A 13644-nucleotide genomic window follows, 5' to 3' on the forward strand; every position below is an offset into this window, starting at 1 on the left:
AGAATCTCTTGCGGATCGACGCCGGTGCGCTCGCGGCCCTCGTAGAGCCAGCTTTCGGCGCGGGCGGCTTCCTCGGCCGGGGGCAGATAGAGGAAAGTCAGGTAATAGCCGGAGACATAGTGCGTGCCGGCTTCCTCGAAATCAGCCTTGCGCTCGGCGTCGACCAGGCCGGAGGCCGCGTCGGGAAACTGGCTCGCCGGATAGATCGCTGCCTCATGGCGCTGCGCCTCGACGAAGATGCTCCAGCCTGAGCCGAGACGGCGGAAGGCGTTGTTGATGCGCCCAGTGACCGCGACCAGCTCGGCGGCGACGGCGCTATCGAGATCGGGACCGCGAAAGCGCGCCGTGCGCTGGAAGCTACCGTCCTTGTTGAGCACGACTCCCTCGGCCGCGAGCGCGACCCAGGGCAGGAAGTCGGCAAGACGGGCGGCGGTGCGGCGATATTCGGCGAGGTTCATCATGGGTGTCGCCTCCCTCAGACCGCGAGGAAAGCCGGGACGCGCAGATGGCGTCGGCCGACCTCGACAAAGAGCGGATCGCGCTTGGCCGCCCAGACTGCTGCGAAATGGCCGACGGCCCAGATCAGCAGGCCGACCAGCCAGAGGCGCAGGCCGAGGCCCACGGCCCCGGCCAGCGTCCCGTTGAGGATCGCGATGGAGCGCGGCGCACCGCCGAGCAGGATGTGCTCGGTCAGTGCGCGGTGAACCGGGACGGTGAATCCCGGCACATCCAGTTGCTCGAAGGCGACCGCCATCAGACGAGCGCCCCGCCGCCGAACGAGAAGAACGACAGGAAGAACGAGCTGGCGGCAAACGCGATCGACAGGCCGAACACGATCTGGATCAGCTTGCGGAAGCCGCCCGATGTGTCGCCGAAGGCGAGCGCGAGGCCCGTCGCGATGATGATGATGACCGCGATGATCTTGGCGACGGGGCCTTCGATCGACTGGAGGATTTTCTGGAGCGGCGCTTCCCACGGCATGGAAGAGCCGGAAGCGTGGGCGGCGGGCGCCAGGACGAGGTTGACGTAAGCGACGGCGGCGACGGTCGCGACGGTGCGACGGACGCGCATGGGGATGCGGATCATGAAGGGTCTCCTGTACTGCTGGGGGTGGCCAAAGGGCTGGAATGCGTGATGCGGTAGTCCCCGTCGGGCTTAAGCCCTTCGACGCGGGCGAGCTCAGTGAGCCGGCGCGCGGAACCGCGGCCGGAGAGGACGGCAACGAGGTCGACGGTCTCGGCGATCAGCGCGCGCGGGACGGTGACGACGGCTTCCTGAATGAGCTGTTCGAGACGGCGCAGCGCGCCGATGCCGGTGCCGGCGTGGATGGTGCCGACGCCGCCGGGATGGCCGGTGCCCCAGGCTTTGAGGAGGTCGAGCGCTTCGGCGCCGCGCACCTCGCCGATGGGGATGCGGTCGGGGCGCAGGCGCAGCGACGAGCGCACGAGATCGGAGAGCGTGACGACGCCCTCCTTGGTCCGCATGGAGACGAGATTGGGCGCGGCGCATTGCAGCTCGCGCGTAGCTTCGATGATGACGACGCGATCGGCGCTCTTGGCGACTTCGGCCAGCAGCGCATTGGTTAAGGTGGTCTTGCCGGTAGACGTGCCGCCCGCGACGAGGATGTTGGCGCGCGCCGCGACAGCCGCGCGCAACGTCGCAGCCTGATCGGCGGTCATGATCCCGGTGGCCACATAGTCGTCGAGCGTGAAGATGGCGACGGCGGGCTTGCGGATGGCGAAGGCGGGCGCGGCGACGACAGGCGGCAACAGGCCCTCGAACCGCTCTCCCGTTTCGGGCAGCTCGGCCGAGACGCGCGGGGACCGGGCATGAACTTCCGCGCCGACATGGTGGGCGACCAGGCGCACGATACGTTCGCCGTCGGCGGGCGACAGGGTTTCGCCGGTGTCGGACAGCCCTTGGGAAAGACGGTCGAGCCAGATGCGTCCGTCGGGGTTCAGCATCACTTCGACGACGGCGGGGTCTTCCAAAAAGCGGGCGATGGCGGGACCAAGCGCCGTGCGCAACATGCGCGCGCCGCGCTGGATCGCCTCCGGTTTCTGATGAGAAGAAGTCATGCCGTCCCCAAATCCGAGGGGACGCAACAGAGAGTTCCCCGATCGGGGATGATTAAAAGAGCCCGAAATCGGGCCCGTTCAACAAGTATCGGAGCCCGTGCGGCGGTCGGCGACTATCGGCGGCGAATAGGATGGGTTTAAGAATAGCCCATTTGCCAGAAAGACTTATCTGCTGGCAGTATTCAGAAAGTAAGCTGCGATTCGCGCTGTGCGCGAGCGACGACGAGGGGGAAATGATGGCAACGAGAAAGGAATTGTTGGACGCGGTCGTCGAACAGATATCAGACTATCGCGAGGGGGAGATTCCCGCGATGAACTCCGCCCACGTTGACAAGTGGGTAAAGCAGTTCCCGGGTGACGTCCAAGAGCCGCTCCTTACGGAACTCGCCCATGTCTTCAGCAAGACGTATTTCACACGCAAGAATGTGAAAGAGTTTCTGTCTGCCATCGCGGCCAACGACAAGCTCACTGGTGGAGACCCAGCCGCATTTTGGAAGCATACCGGAATTCTCAACATCCAGACAGCGGGCAATAGCCAACGCGACATGCTGGTGGTGTTGGACAAGGCGCTTCAGAAAACTTGTGGGATCGGGCTTGCGGACTGCGGCAAGGCACCGGTGAACCAGTATGTCTATATCGATGATGTGCTGTTCTCAGGCGGGCGGATCAAGCACGACATAACAAACTGGATCAAGGAGGCCGCGCCGCAAACTGCAAAGATTCATATCGTTACAATCGCCTATCATCGGCTCGGCCAATGGCGGACGGAAACCGATATAAAAGCCGCGGCGAAAGAAGCCGGAAAGTCGATCGATCTGTCCTGGTGGCGCGTATTCGAGATCGAGGACCGCAAGAAATATATCGACAATTCAGACGTCCTTCGTCCAGTCGCTATTCCGGCCGAGCCATCGACGGCCCAATATGTCGCCGGCCTGAAGCTCGAGCCCGTATTCAGGACGCCGGGTCAGATGGGTGCCTTGGGCTTCTTCTCCTCCGAGGCGGGGCGCTCCCAGTTGGAGCAGCAATTCCTCGTTTCGGGGGTCCGGGTCCGCGCGCTTTGCCCGCACTTGAATGCCTACATGCGTCCGCTGGGCAACAGCATGATGGGAACGACCGGCTTCGGTTCAATGATCGTCACCTACAGAAATTGCCCGAACAACGCGCCGTTGGTGTTGTGGGCTGGTGATCCGTGGTATCCTCTGTTTCCGAGGAAGACCAATTAACACGATGAGCCAAGCCGAATTCAGAGAATATGAACGCGATCAGGTCGTCAGCTTTCGCAAGACGACCGAGGATTTTGGCGGCCTTTCGAATATGGCCCCAGGTTATCCGATCTACGTCCTTGGTTTTAGAATCCGCACATCTGAAGCGCTCTATCAAGCCTGTCGTTTCCCGCATCTTCCGCAAGTTCAGCGGATGATTATCGAAGAAACGAGCCCGATGACGGCCAAGATGCGATCCAAGCCCTACCGTGACGATTCACGGCCCGACTGGGAAGAGGTGCGCGTCAAGGTCATGCGTTGGTGTCTGCGCGCGAAACTGCTGCACAATTGGACCGCGTTTTCCAAGCTTCTGCTCGCAACAGGCGACCGGCCGATCGTCGAGGACTCGCGCAAGGACGATTATTGGGGCGCCAAAGTCGGTGAGGATAATTTGCTTGCCGGCAGAAATGTGCTGGGCAGGCTGCTGATGGAATTGCGCGAGATCGTTCGCAGCGAGCCGACACGGTTGGAAGAGCTTTATCCGCTGGAAATTCCTGATTTCGTTCTTCTGGGCGAACCCATTCCGATACAGACAAGACGGGATGCGCGTCCTGTCGAGAATAGTTCCCACAATTTCAGGTCTGAGCGAACCAAATCTGCCGCCTCCAAAACAGCGGAAGAGCCCTCTCAGGATCGCTTGCTTTAGGTAACGCGGTTAGCCGGTTCGGCTTCACTCGCCATTTCTTGAGGGCTGTTCCCTTCAGCGCCATCGACATCGCGCGAAAGCTCCTTGAGGAACCTGTCCCCGGTCGCCAGTCGCTTGCCGAGGGTCTGCAGGAAGCCGTCGAATCGCTCTGCGCCCTTGGCGCGCGCCGATGCCTGTGCGTTGTCGGAGAGCGGCGGGGTGAAGATCAGCCAGTAGCGGACGAACAGCGCCAGAGTCTCGCCGAGCACCGCAACATCCTCGTCGAGCGCGCCGATCTGGCGGCCGAGCCGGTCGAGCCGGCGCGACATGGCGGCCTCCAGCTTCTCGCTCGTATCGCCGGACAGGAACGACGCGACGGCGGCTTCGACGATGGCGGATTTGGAGATATTGCGGCGAAGCGCCAGCGCCTCGACCTGCTTGAGCAAGGCCGGATCGAAATAGACGTTCATGCGGGTGCGCGAGGTCATGGGCGGCTCCTCAAAGCTCTATGCCGTCGCCGGGGTCGAGCGAGGCTTGCCGCGCGACCATCCGCATCCGCCCCCGCATGGCGTTGGCCTTGGCGGCGTCGACATCGGGCTCGTCGTCCAGAAGCTCGAACTCCTGCGCGGGCGACGGTGGCGACGGGAGGATTTCTTCATGTTCGGGCAATTCCGGCTCGCGGCGGATGCCGGCATTGGCATGGTCGCCGCCGTCATCACCGCCGCCCGCCGCAATCGCACGGCCCGTTGCCGCGACGACGCGACCGGACCAGTCATCGGTCGCGGCGGCATTGGCGGGCGTGGCGGGAAGCTCGGGCGGTGCGACGATGCGCTCCTGCAAGCGCGCGTCCTCGAAATACTTCGCCTTCGTCGCCTTGATCGGCGGGGTGCCCGCGACCATTACGATTTCCTCGTTGGGCGGGAGCTGCATGATCTCGCCGGGCGTCAGCAGCGGGCGGGCCGTCTCCTGCCGCGAGACCATGAGATGCCCCAGCCAGGGCGACAGACGGTGGCCGGCATAGTTGGTGCTATCGCGCAGTTCGGTCGCCGTTCCGAGCGCATCGGACACGCGCTTGGCGGTGCGCTCGTCGTTGGTCGCGAAGCTGACGCGGACATGGCAGTTGTCGAGGATGGCGTTGTTCGGCCCGTAGGCGCGCTCGATCTGGTTGAGCGATTGGGTGATCAGGAAGCCCTTGATGCCGTAGCCCGCCATGAAGGCGAGCGCCGATTCAAAGAAGTCGAGCCGTCCCAGCGCCGGAAACTCGTCGAGCATGAGGAGCAGGCGGTGGCGCTTGCCCGATGCGGTCAACTCCTCGGTCAGCCGGCGGCCGATCTGGTTGAGGATGAGGCGGATCAGCGGCTTGGTGCGGTTGATGTCGGACGGCGGCACGACAAGATAGAGGCTGACCGGCTTCCTGCCCCCGACGAGATCGGCGATGCGCCAGTCGCAGCGCGCGGTGACGCGGGCGACGACGGGATCGCGGTAGAGGCCGAGGAACGACATGGCGGTCGAGAGCACGCCGGAGCGTTCGTTGTCGGATTTGTTCAGCAGCTCGCGCGCCGACGATGCGATGACGGGATGGACGCCGGCCTCGCCGAGATGGGGTGTGTCCATCATGGCGCGGAGGGTCGCTTCGACGGCGCGGCGCGGATCGGAGAGAAAGTTGGCGACGCCCGCCAGCGTCTTGTCCGGCTCGGCGTAGAGGACGTGCAGGATCGCGCCGACCAGCAGCGAATGAGAGGTTTTTTCCCAGTGGTTGCGCTTGTCGAGACTGCCTTCGGGATCGACCAAGATGTCGGCGATGTTCTGAACGTCGCGGACTTCCCATTCCCCTTGCCGGACCTCCAGCAATGGGTTGTAGGCAGAGGAGTTCACATTGGTCGGATCGAACAGCAGCACGCGGCCATGCCGGGAGCGGAAGCCCGCCGTCAGCGTCCAGTTCTCGCCCTTGATGTCATGGACGATGCAGCTTCCCGGCCAGGTCAGCAGGGTCGGCACGACGAGGCCGACGCCCTTGCCCGATCGGGTCGGCGCGAAGCAAAGCACATGCTCGGGGCCGTCATGGCGCAGATAGCCGCGGTCGTATCGGCCGAGCAGCACGCCGTCGGGACCAAGCAGACCCGCGACCAGCACCTCTTCGTTCTCGGCCCAGCGCGCCGAGCCGTAGGTCGCGACATTACGGGCTTCTCGGGCGCGGATGAGCGACATGAGGATGGCGGCGGCGATGGCGATGAAGCCGCCGGATGCGGCGATCATCGCGCCTTCGGTGAAGATCGCGGGCGCATAGGCGTCGTAGGAGAACCACCACCAAAAGAAGACGGGCGGATAATAGACGGGTAAGCCCGCCAGCCCGAACCATGGGCTACCGAGCTGCGGCTGAAAGCCGAGACGCCATGCGGTCCATTGGGTCGCCGCCCAAGTTGTGATGAGAACGATGGTCAGGACTACGGCGATCTGACCCCAAAGAATTCGGCCTCCACGCATACAGGCTCCAATCGGCAAAAATGTCGGAGCCGATCAGAGAATGGGGGTTTTCGGGAGTGGCAACAGGGCAAGCGTGGCTGGAGGGGCGCCGGATAGAAACGGCGGCGAATAGGATGGTCGCGGCGATAAGGAAAACTCGACGCTCAGGCGGATCGGGTTGATCGGCCTATTTCTGCTGCAAGCGAGAAGAGGTTCCGCAAGGCGGCGCTTCGATTGTGCGGCGACCAGACTGCCGAGAAGACGACTGGCTCAGGCTCGTCGGTAATCGGCAGCAATACGATTCCAGGCGTTGGAAATAGCCCGCTCGCCGCGCCAAGGAGTGTGATGCCGAAACCCTGTGCGACCATCGACAGCAACGTGCCGCGTTCCACCTCGAAACGCTGGATCGCTGGCTGGAGCCAGCGACCGGCGAGGCGCAGCACGATATGGTCGTGAACCTGCGGCCCAGTACCGCCGTGGCGAACAAGGAATTGCTCGGACGCGAGATCAGCCCAGGTGACGCCGGATTGGTCCGCAAGCTGATGGCAAGCCGATATCGCGACCACAAGCGGCTCTGTCCAGATCGACTTGGAATGGCAGTCTGGCAGATCGAACACGCCAACGACGAACGCAACGTCGATCCTGTTCATACGAAGCTGCGCGATCGAATCGCGCGCCGTTGCTTCGACCATTTCGACAACAATGTAGGGATATTCCTTGCGGTAGTCGGCTAGCAGATTGTTGAGAAAGCTGCCCGCGATCAGGCCATGAACGCCGATACGTAGGCGGCCGCGTTCTCCCGATGCCGCCATGCCGGCCGTCTTCACGGCATGGTCGAGCTGGTCGATGCCAGCCGCTGCCCGTTCGACAAAAAGGCGTCCGGCTTCGGTGAGCCGGACGCCGCGCGTGTTTCGCTCAAAAAGCAGGATGCCAAGCTCCTCCTCCAGAGCCTTAACGCGCGCGCTGACGCAGGACTGGCTAACGCCGAGCGCCTTTGCCGCATGGCTGAAGCTCAGGTACTCGGCAACCGCAAGCGTTTGAACAAGAGATGCCATCGGAATCCGGCCTTTGGCAATGCCGGCCATTTCCCGTTCGTGTTCGTTTCGGCGCCTTCGCTTCATTCATGAACCCGCGCGCCGCAGGAACCTCAAGTCGGAACGAAATGGAGCGACCACCACCACCAGGCCAACCAACACAGCGACCATTCCGGCAAGCCGGACGACCTCGAACCGCTCGCCTAGGACGATGGCCGCCGAGGCTGCCCCAAACAACGGTACCAAAAGAGAGAAGGGGGCGACGGTCGCAGCGGGATATCGTTTCAGCAAATGTCCCCAAATTGCGAAGCAAAGGATGGTGGACAAGACTGAGAGATACAGAACCGCACTGACACCGCTCAGGCGCACTTGCGACAGTGCGCTGCCGATCGACGCCGGCCCGTCCAGCAGCATGGACAACCCCAACAGCGGGAGCGGCGGAATGAGGCTGAGCCAGACCACCATGGCCAGCATGTCGACCTTTCCCGCGCCACGCAGCGATATATTTCCGACTGCCCAGCACAATGCCGCGCCGAGGCACAGAACCAGGCCGGTTACGGAGAAGCCTGTGCTTCCGATCGTTCCGGCGATGATTGTCAATCCGGTGAATGCGATCACGCTCCCGGCGACCTGCCGGGGCGTCGGCTTTTCCCGCAGCACGATGGAAGCGAGCAGGATTGTCAGAAAAGCCTGCGACTGAAGGACCACCGACGCCAGGCCCGCCGGCATCCCGAACGCCATGCTCGTGAACAGCAGCGCAAATTGCCCAAGGAACAGCGTGGTTCCTATCGCTACGAATTTCGGCCACGGCACCGCCGGGCGCGGCAGAAACAGAGCCGGGATGGCCGCAATCATGAAGCGCAAGGCTGCGAGCAAGAGAGGCGGAAAGCTTCCAAGACCGATCTGGATGATTGTGAAATTGATCCCCCATATCGCTGCAACGAGAAATGCCAGCAGGGTGTGCCGAGGGGTCATATTCTGGATGCCTTTCCGATTCCGAGGGGCGTTTCGCTATTCATCTCGACACGCTATCGCGGTATCTGTCATAAATAAAACAAGGCATATGAATTACAGATATAACCTAGGCTGAAGATATGGCCGTCGATCTGAACCTTCTCGTCGTATTCCAGACCCTCATGAGCGAGTTAAACGCGACGCGAGCGGCTGCACGGTTGGGAGTTAGCCAGGCCGCCGTAAGCGCTTCCTTGAAGCGACTGCGCGAGGCCTACGGAGACCCCCTGTTCCAGCGAACGCAGCGCGGTCTGCTGCCAACGCCGCGCGCCATCCTCCTGCAGCCCCGGATTGAGGAGGCACTCGGTATCATCGAAGGAACCCTCGATGCCTCGACATCGCATGCAGATGGCACTGCGAAGGCGACGATCGTACGGATCGGCCTCTCGGATGATTTTGAGATGGCATTCGGTACAAGGATATTGGCGTTGGCCAAGCAAAAGATGCCGCATGTCAGGATCGTCTTCCGCCAGACCAACAGCCTCATGGGCGCACAGGCCATGAACGAAAAGGACATCGACCTGGCGATCACCTCGGGCGGCTTCAACGACGGGCGGCTCAAGCACCTTTCGCTTGGGCATTCCGACTACATGATCGTCTACGACCGAGCATATAGGGACGGTGATGCGCCGTTCACGACGGGCGAGTATGTCGCGCGTGACCATATCCTAGTTTCGTTTTCCGGCCTGACCGGGATCACCGACGACGTACTTGCCGAGCACGGCTTGCGGCGCAGGGTCCGGGCCGCGACAACGCACTTTTCCGCGCTGGCATTCCTGCTACGCGGCACAGATGGCGTTGCGACGATTCCGAGCCATGCGGCAATGGCGTTGCGCGACCTGGGCATGTTCGGGCTCTCGCCTTGTCCCCTGCGTTTCCCACGCTATGCGTTCGGCGTGAGTTGGCGGTTCGACACGATCCGCAATCCAACGGTGATGCAGGTCCGGGATCTTATCATCGAAGCGCTCGAACCAGCGAAAATCGGTGCCCTGTCTGAGTAGCGTGGCTAGAAAAACTATGCCGGCTATGGAGCGCCTAAACGTGCACCAGTCAACTGGATCCGCGGAGTCATTTACAATCCCAATCCCCGCTGCCGCCCCAACTGCCAGGACACCGAACCACCCTGAACGACGCCCATGACTTCGCGGCCGAGCTGACGGTCGATGACGGGCCGCCACGGGACAAGTGTGAACTCGTGACTCTGCTCCACAATGGCAAGCTTGCCGCTCGATAGCTGGACGGTCCCGGTGAATTTGCCGCTGACGGTCTCGCCATCCGCGGCGGCACGGAACGGCAGTCCCTTGGTTGCTGCCATCTCCGCACCAACACGGGCAACCTCGCGCTCGCGCAGGGTGGCGAGGAGTTTGCGCCGGTAGGCGATGCCGCCGTTCGGCTGACGGGCGGCGTCGCCCCGGTCAATATGATGTTCGCGGCGGCGGTCGATCGCCTCGCGCACCTGCTGGCCGAAACCCGACGGCGCGAGATCCGATGTCTCGCCCGAAACCAGCCGCCGGTCGAGCCAGGTCGCACCGTCCGCGCCGATCTGCTGTTCGAGCCGGGCAGCGGAGAGGATGCGGATATTGGCCTGCCGGTTGCGGCCCGCGTCATAGGCGGCGGCGCGGCTCTCGAAATCGTCAGGAATGCGCCATTGGTCGGCGTCGATCCGTTCGGCGATCCCGGCGCGGCGCAGCGCCTCCAGCCGACGCACATGCGCATCGACATAACCGTCATAGTCGCCGCCCGGAACGCGGCCCTCGAACTTCGCCTGTTCGAGATGGCGGCTCGGTCGATAGACACCGCCCTCGGCGATCGTGGCGATGGTGCGATCCGATGGACGGCTCGCGGTCTCGGCCGGGCCGATCTCGACGACGCTGCCGATCCGTGCGTCCTCGACGCGGGCCGGGTCGATACCGGGCAGATGATGGGTGCGCCCGTCGATCCCGTCGACCACGACGGTCAGGTTCTCGCCAAGCTCGTCGGTCAGATATTTGTCGACGACGCAGCCGACGATCGGGACTTCGGGCGCGGCGTCGTGAAGCTGGAACGTCGCGGGATCTCGGTCGAGTCCGTCGGCCTTCAGCGCCTTGTGCATGTTGCGGATGATGTCGCCGCGCTCACCCAGCTCGCGCAGCGCCGGTTCCATCCGCTCGCTCAATTCCCAGACGCCGGGCGCGTGTTCGGTGGCGAGGCCCATCTTCTCCAGCTTGGAGAGACGGCGCAGGCGCAAGGTCCGGTCGCGCTGGCGCTGAGGATCGGCGGGCTCGTTGCGCAGGTCGAGGAAGCGGTCTTCGGCTTCGCTTGCCATGGCGCGGTCGATGCGGGTGAAGCGGTCCTGGCCGATCTCGGCGGTGAGCTTGCGGCTCTGCTCGATCTCGGTGACGGGGCCAAGCTCCAGCGTCGCGAGATCGCTCGCCCGTTCGCGGAGGCCGTTGGCAAGATAGTCGCCGTTGATGACCAGGTTCTCGCCCAGCTCGTCCACGCCGCGCACGATGACATGGACATGCGGATGGCCGGTGTTGTGGTGATTGACCGCGACCCAATCGAGCCGGGTGCCGAGATCGGTTTCGATCTGCGCCATGAGGTCGCGGGTATAGGCCGTGAGGTCGGAGAGGTCCGCACCGTCCTCCGGCGAGACGATGAAACGGAACTGGTGGCGATCGTCGGCGCCGCGCTCGACGAAGGCAGCGGCGTCGGCGCGGTCTTCGCCGGCCGAGTAGAGCTGGCCGCGCTCGCCATCGCGCGAGGTGCCGTCGCGCTGGATATAGCGCAGATGCGCAGCGGATTTTCCGGTCTTGCCCGCGCCCTGGACGTAGCGGGTTTTGACGACGACGCGGCGCGCGCCGGGCGCGCTGTGACGCCAGCCGCCCGACAGGGTGCGGGCGCGCACGAAGGCTGCGCCGCGTCCCCGTTTCAGGCCCGGTCCGCTGGCCGCCCGCGCACCCTTGCCGCCCTTGGCTGCCGAACCGGAGGCAGACCGTTTCGGCGATCCTAATGCTGACCGCGATGGGCTGTTGCTCTGCTGGCGCGCGATCTTCTTCGCCTGGGTCAGAAAGCTCTTGGCCCTGCCGAGCTTCGGCGCATCGGCGCGCACGCGGCCCGGCCTCGGGCGGAAGCGGAATTCTTCGTCGTCGCTCAAGCCAGCGCCTCCGGGGCAAAACCACGGAAAACGCCCGATTTCGGGCGATAGTGCCGCTCGAAACCCACCAAAGCCAAGGCTTTGCGCGAAGACGCGGCACGCGGCGTCCAAAACCAAGGTGCCGCCAGCGCCGCCCCAAAACAGTGTGCAGACAAGGGCTTGCCCCGAAACCGCGCCAACGGAGTGCCGGTTTCCTTTATCTTGCCCTCCGCCCTTTCTTCCCTTTCTGCCCTTCGATCCAGATATGCAGCCAGGCGCCCCCCGACCTGACTGCACACCGGATCAAGCACGCGAGAGCGCGGGGACGCGATGCTCATCGCATTCCCCCGCCGTTCGCGCGGGCGACGAACATGGTGCCGCGCTGCGGCTCTGCATCGACGGAATCGCGCACCGGAACGACAGCGCGACCGTCGCCGGATCGTTCGCCAGACTGCGCACCGACCTGAACGCCCGGCCGCGCGCCGGATGACGCTTCGGCTGCGCTGCGGATGTCACTCGCGCGCAGTATGAACAGTGGAGCCTCGCGCCAATCCGGCGGCGGTTCGGCGCGCTTCTCAGGCGCATCGACGGGCGCTGCCCCACCGAGCAGCGGCAGGAGGGCCGCGACATAGGAGCGGGTCTCCTCGGGCAGCGGGCGGCCCGTCGCGCGATGATCGTCATAGCGGCCGGGACCGGCATTATAGGCGGCGAGCATCGCGGCGACATTGCCGTAGCGGTCCCACATCTCGCGCAGATAGGCGGAGCCTGCGAGGATGTTGTCGCGCGGATCGTAGGGATCGCGGCCGAGCCGGTAGCGCACGCGCAGGCTCGCCCAGGTGTCGGGCATGAGCTGCATCAGACCTAACGCGCCGGCCGTCGAGATCGCGCGCACGTCGCCCGCGCTCTCGGCGCGCAGCACCGCACGAATCCAGTGTTCGGGAATGCCGAAGCGCTGCGACGCCTCTGCGATATGCGCGCCGTAGGGATCGCTGACTGGCCGCGTGACGACGACCGATTGCGCGATCGTCACGCCCGGTTCCGACGTGATCGCCAACAGCGCCAGAGACAGGAGCACGGCATAGCGCCGGGCGGACCTGTCTCCGCGTTGAGGCCAGCCTGCCAGCGTTCTCGCTGCGATCAAGGGTGCGCGCGAAGCGCCGGCCGATGGCCGCCCCTGACCTTCGCTGCGCGCGCCGGCCGTCCTGCGGTCGAGCGGGACGAAGGAATGGGACGCGCTTTTCGCGAACAAAGGAATAAGGGCTTTGAGCGCGCGGGCGACGGGATAGCGCATGGCTTCAATCCCGTTCTTCACGCGGCTTCGGGCGCGTCCAGTGCAGCGACCATGACGATCCCGCGTCGTCGTCGCGGAAGAGATTGGCGCGGATGGGATGCGGCAAGGCGGGATCGTCGATGAGCACCGAGAGATATTCGCCGGCCTTCTCGCCGGTGCGTTTCCACGCCGCGCCGATCTCCGGGCCGTCATTCGCGATGTAATGGACGCGATAGTCCGGCGCGTTCTCCGCGTCGGAATGTTCGGCGGGAACAATGACAAGTTCGCGCTTGAGTGTGAGCGTGACGAGTTGTCCGGCGAAGCCGGATGCGTCGCGATGGAATTGACCGATCTGGGGCATGTCTAGTCTCCATGCGGTGGCGTTGAGAAATCCGTCGGCGGACACCGCTCCCGCCGATGGGGAAGCGGTCAGCGCAGCATTGCTCCGGTCTGGGCACGCCAGACGAAGCGGCCTTCGCCGTCCTCGTCGGTCCAGAGCGGCAGCGCGCGGCCGATGACGGCGCTCGCCGCAAGCGAGCCGAAGTAACGGCCGTCCAGGCTGTCGCGGACGCCGCTGTTCATGAGGAAGAGTTCGCCGGGCGCGATGACGCGGCACCCCTGCCAGACGGGCAGATCGCGGCCGATCCGGTCGCGGTCGAGCGCGTCGCCCATCGCCACACCGTCAACGGCGATGGCGCGGCCGATCCGGCAAACCCGCTGGCCGGGAAGACCGGCGACGCGCTTCAAGAGCGGCACGCCGTTGCCGATATAGCCGCGGCCGACCAT

At 64.3% G+C, this 13644-nt stretch carries 15 protein-coding genes and 2 pseudogenes; 3 read left to right on the forward strand and 14 right to left on the reverse strand.

All coding sequences use genetic code 11. From position 1 onward, the window contains the following. The 4 genes and pseudogenes from ACIQUH_RS27405 to trbB form a co-directional block, all read right to left on the reverse strand. A pseudogene (locus tag ACIQUH_RS27405) lies at nt 1-461 on the reverse strand (conjugal transfer protein TrbE); the annotation flags it as partial. A 14-nt stretch (nt 462-475) separates the two neighbouring features. Beyond that, nucleotides 476-754, reverse strand: a complete 279-nt coding sequence (locus tag ACIQUH_RS27410) for a VirB3 family type IV secretion system protein (protein WP_400821260.1) — start codon at nt 752-754, stop codon at nt 476-478. Then, on the reverse strand, nt 754-1086 hold the full coding sequence (locus tag ACIQUH_RS27415; protein ID WP_092715062.1) for a TrbC/VirB2 family protein: 333 nt from the start codon (nt 1084-1086) through the stop codon (nt 754-756). The genes ACIQUH_RS27410 and ACIQUH_RS27415 overlap by 1 nt, the downstream gene beginning before the upstream one ends. Beyond that, the gene (gene trbB / locus ACIQUH_RS27420; protein ID WP_400821262.1) at nt 1083-2078 is read right to left on the reverse strand and encodes a P-type conjugative transfer ATPase TrbB; all 996 of its coding nucleotides are present in this window, start codon (nt 2076-2078) and stop codon (nt 1083-1085) included. Before trbB ends, ACIQUH_RS27415 begins: the two co-directional genes overlap by 4 nt. 233 nt (nt 2079-2311) lie before the next feature. Between trbB and ACIQUH_RS27425 the strand changes: the two genes are divergently transcribed. Continuing rightward, on the forward strand, nt 2312-3301 hold the full coding sequence (locus tag ACIQUH_RS27425; protein WP_400821265.1) for a hypothetical protein: 990 nt from the start codon (nt 2312-2314) through the stop codon (nt 3299-3301). Nucleotides 3302-3305: 4 nt separating this feature from the next. After that, entirely contained in the window at nt 3306-3986 is a 681-nt protein-coding gene (locus tag ACIQUH_RS27430) for an NADAR family protein (RefSeq protein WP_400821267.1), read from the forward strand. On the opposite strand, the gene ACIQUH_RS27435 is transcribed toward ACIQUH_RS27430, so the two are convergent. From ACIQUH_RS27435 to ACIQUH_RS27450, 4 genes are all read right to left on the reverse strand, one after another. Beyond that, nucleotides 3983-4453 carry a ribbon-helix-helix protein, CopG family gene (locus ACIQUH_RS27435; protein WP_400821268.1) on the reverse strand — a complete coding sequence of 157 codons (471 nt, stop codon included), beginning with the start codon at nt 4451-4453 and terminating at the stop codon, nt 3983-3985. The genes ACIQUH_RS27430 and ACIQUH_RS27435 overlap by 4 nt on opposite strands. A 10-nt stretch (nt 4454-4463) precedes the next feature. After that, nucleotides 4464-6449 (reverse strand): conjugal transfer protein TraG, encoded by a 1986-nt coding sequence (locus ACIQUH_RS27440; RefSeq protein ID WP_400821269.1) that lies wholly within the window; start codon nt 6447-6449, stop codon nt 4464-4466. Nucleotides 6450-6592: 143 nt separating this feature from the next. After that, complete coding sequence (locus tag ACIQUH_RS27445) at nt 6593-7483, reverse strand: LysR family transcriptional regulator (RefSeq protein ID WP_400821271.1); 891 nt, start codon at nt 7481-7483, stop codon at nt 6593-6595. A gap of 66 nt (nt 7484-7549) precedes the next feature. Then, nucleotides 7550-8437 (reverse strand): EamA family transporter, encoded by an 888-nt coding sequence (locus ACIQUH_RS27450; protein WP_400821273.1) that lies wholly within the window; start codon nt 8435-8437, stop codon nt 7550-7552. Between the two features lie 119 nt (nt 8438-8556). On the opposite strand from ACIQUH_RS27450, the gene ACIQUH_RS27455 reads away from it, so the two are divergent. Next, entirely contained in the window at nt 8557-9474 is a 918-nt protein-coding gene (locus ACIQUH_RS27455; RefSeq protein ID WP_400821275.1) for a LysR substrate-binding domain-containing protein, read from the forward strand. A 71-nt stretch (nt 9475-9545) separates the two neighbouring features. Here ACIQUH_RS27455 and ACIQUH_RS27460 read toward each other — a convergent pair whose 3' ends face one another. From ACIQUH_RS27460 to ACIQUH_RS27485, 6 genes and pseudogenes are all read right to left on the reverse strand, one after another. After that, nucleotides 9546-10778 (reverse strand): DUF3363 domain-containing protein, encoded by a 1233-nt coding sequence (locus ACIQUH_RS27460; protein ID WP_400821285.1) that lies wholly within the window; start codon nt 10776-10778, stop codon nt 9546-9548. 165 nt (nt 10779-10943) lie between these two features. Further along, nucleotides 10944-11564 (reverse strand): annotated as a pseudogene (locus ACIQUH_RS27465) (relaxase/mobilization nuclease domain-containing protein); the annotation flags it as partial. A gap of 41 nt (nt 11565-11605) precedes the next feature. Beyond that, nucleotides 11606-11926 carry a hypothetical protein gene (locus ACIQUH_RS27470; RefSeq protein ID WP_400821277.1) on the reverse strand — a complete coding sequence of 107 codons (321 nt, stop codon included), beginning with the start codon at nt 11924-11926 and terminating at the stop codon, nt 11606-11608. Continuing rightward, on the reverse strand, nt 11923-12879 hold the full coding sequence (locus ACIQUH_RS27475) for a lytic transglycosylase domain-containing protein (protein WP_400821279.1): 957 nt from the start codon (nt 12877-12879) through the stop codon (nt 11923-11925). The genes ACIQUH_RS27470 and ACIQUH_RS27475 overlap by 4 nt, the downstream gene beginning before the upstream one ends. Nucleotides 12880-12883: 4 nt before the next feature. Further along, entirely contained in the window at nt 12884-13219 is a 336-nt protein-coding gene (locus ACIQUH_RS27480) for a DUF736 domain-containing protein (protein WP_400821281.1), read from the reverse strand. 68 nt (nt 13220-13287) lie between these two features. Continuing rightward, a partial coding sequence (locus tag ACIQUH_RS27485; RefSeq protein WP_400821283.1) for a S26 family signal peptidase occupies nt 13288-13644 on the reverse strand: 357 nt, incomplete at its 5' end.

The organism is Agrobacterium sp. NPDC090283 (assembly GCF_044769685.1).
In the GTDB taxonomy this organism is placed as follows: domain Bacteria; phylum Pseudomonadota; class Alphaproteobacteria; order Rhizobiales; family Rhizobiaceae; genus Agrobacterium.

Excerpts from the sequence above, each read along its gene's own strand:
- trbB (WP_400821262.1), bottom strand. The coding sequence starts at position 2,078 with ATGACTTCTTCTCATCAGAAACCGGAGGCGATCCAGCGCGGCGCGCGC.
- ACIQUH_RS27430 (WP_400821267.1), top strand. The coding sequence starts at position 3,306 with ATGAGCCAAGCCGAATTCAGAGAATATGAACGCGATCAGGTCGTCAGC.
- ACIQUH_RS27480 (WP_400821281.1), bottom strand. The coding sequence starts at position 13,219 with ATGCCCCAGATCGGTCAATTCCATCGCGACGCATCCGGCTTCGCCGGA.
- ACIQUH_RS27450 (WP_400821273.1), bottom strand. The coding sequence starts at position 8,437 with ATGACCCCTCGGCACACCCTGCTGGCATTTCTCGTTGCAGCGATATGG.
- ACIQUH_RS27440 (WP_400821269.1), bottom strand. The coding sequence starts at position 6,449 with ATGCGTGGAGGCCGAATTCTTTGGGGTCAGATCGCCGTAGTCCTGACC.
- ACIQUH_RS27475 (WP_400821279.1), bottom strand. The coding sequence starts at position 12,879 with ATGCGCTATCCCGTCGCCCGCGCGCTCAAAGCCCTTATTCCTTTGTTC.
- ACIQUH_RS27460 (WP_400821285.1), bottom strand. The coding sequence starts at position 10,778 with ATGGCAAGCGAAGCCGAAGACCGCTTCCTCGACCTGCGCAACGAGCCC.
- ACIQUH_RS27435 (WP_400821268.1), bottom strand. The coding sequence starts at position 4,453 with ATGACCTCGCGCACCCGCATGAACGTCTATTTCGATCCGGCCTTGCTC.
- ACIQUH_RS27415 (WP_092715062.1), bottom strand. The coding sequence starts at position 1,086 with ATGATCCGCATCCCCATGCGCGTCCGTCGCACCGTCGCGACCGTCGCC.
- ACIQUH_RS27470 (WP_400821277.1), bottom strand. The coding sequence starts at position 11,926 with ATGAGCATCGCGTCCCCGCGCTCTCGCGTGCTTGATCCGGTGTGCAGT.
- ACIQUH_RS27455 (WP_400821275.1), top strand. The coding sequence starts at position 8,557 with ATGGCCGTCGATCTGAACCTTCTCGTCGTATTCCAGACCCTCATGAGC.
- ACIQUH_RS27410 (WP_400821260.1), bottom strand. The coding sequence starts at position 754 with ATGGCGGTCGCCTTCGAGCAACTGGATGTGCCGGGATTCACCGTCCCG.
- ACIQUH_RS27425 (WP_400821265.1), top strand. The coding sequence starts at position 2,312 with ATGATGGCAACGAGAAAGGAATTGTTGGACGCGGTCGTCGAACAGATA.
- ACIQUH_RS27445 (WP_400821271.1), bottom strand. The coding sequence starts at position 7,483 with ATGGCATCTCTTGTTCAAACGCTTGCGGTTGCCGAGTACCTGAGCTTC.